2 protein-coding genes are annotated in these 1,400 nt (G+C 38.8%); one reads left to right on the top strand and one right to left on the bottom strand.

Annotated features, from left to right (window positions below; all coding sequences use genetic code 11):
- Positions 1-178 precede the first annotated feature (178 nt).
- Positions 179-331 (top strand): transposase, encoded by a 153-nt coding sequence (locus tag ASL19_RS18495; RefSeq protein ID WP_235528927.1) that lies wholly within the window; start codon positions 179-181, stop codon positions 329-331.
- Between the two features lie 309 nt (positions 332-640).
- On the opposite strand, the gene ASL19_RS04240 is transcribed toward ASL19_RS18495, so the two are convergent.
- A complete protein-coding gene (locus ASL19_RS04240) occupies positions 641-1,240 on the bottom strand; it encodes a Uma2 family endonuclease (protein ID WP_057177417.1) in 600 nt (199 codons plus the stop codon).
- Positions 1,241-1,400: the final 160 nt, after the last annotated feature.

Here is a 1,400-nt window from a genome sequence, read left to right on the forward strand (position 1 = left end):
CGCCTGAGAGAAACGACGGGCACTAGTGTTAGTATCACAACCATGCATCGAGCCTTAGAAAAGTTGGGTCTACGTCATAAAAAAAAGTCTAAATGCCAGTGAACAGGAGACTCCACGTGTTCAAGAATTAAGGCATGATTATCGTCGTTGGGTAGATACAGTTGATATTAGAAATTTAGTGTTTTTAGATGAATCGGGGATAAATTTAGGGATGTCAAGGTTGTTTGCCAGAAGCCAAGATGGACAAAGAGCAATTGGTAGCGTACCAGGAAACAAGGGCAAAAATATTTCTCTGATTGGTGCTTTAAATAGCGATCGCATTTTATTCTAACTCAAATTAAGAGAGCGATTGCTAAAGAATGAACCATGATCATGATTTGGTTAAATCACCACCCCCAATTTTAACACAGTTGTCTTAATTATGTCAATCATTCCGCTCTGTAGGATCTACCCAAAGCTTTTAACCCATCCTACAAATAATTGTCCCTCCCTAATTATCCTGGGGCGATCGCTCTAAAAAATACTTAACGAATAATGATAATACAACCTATCAAGTGCTTGATTTGTTTATCTTAAACCGCGACCCCCAACTTGTCGGGGGATGAATCGCGGAAGGTTTCAACTGTTACGCCACATAAAACTACGCAAATTCCACTTGTTCATAAATGTCGGTTATTTTTAGTTGTAATTTTAAAGACTGCATCGAGAAGGTTTCTGCGCCTTTTTCATATTCCGTAAGTAGCCATTGACCTTGACTGGTTTTGGTAAACTGTTCAATGTTAACGCTATATTGATCAACCAAAATATACTCTTGTAGTTCAGGAATGGAACGATAATGGGTGAACTTGGTGCCGCGATCATAGTCTTGAGTTGACTGGGATAAAACTTCTATAATCAGCAAAGGATTTGTAATCGTAGTTTTACCTTGATAGTAAACAGGATCGCCGCTAATCACCATTACATCAGGGTAAGTATATTGGTTGTAACGAGGTATCCAGAGCCTTACATCGCCAATGAAGACTCGATAGTGTTGACCTTTCAGAGCTACCTTTAGGGTAGTGCATAAATTAGTTACTATTTCATTGTGATTAGTGGTACCTCCAACCATGGCGACTATTTCTCCATTTCTGTACTCATGCTTATATTCCGCCTTTTCTTCTAGAGACAAATATTCTTCTGGAGTAGAAACTTTTTTAGGCTTATCCTCAGCTTTTTTCTGCTCAATGATACTAACTGTCATAACTTAATTCTCCAATTATTCCATTGCTTATAAGTAGAGATGCACAATTATTTGTAGGATGGGTTAGCGGTAGGGTAACCCATGGGGGTGCCAACCTATGTTAATCTTACTTACTATCGTACCCGGTAACCTTAGGTCACTGGATTTTTTCAACGGTTAT

The organism is Cylindrospermopsis sp. CR12 (assembly GCF_001432185.1).
GTDB classification, from domain to species: Bacteria; Cyanobacteriota; Cyanobacteriia; order Cyanobacteriales; family Nostocaceae; genus Raphidiopsis; species Raphidiopsis raciborskii.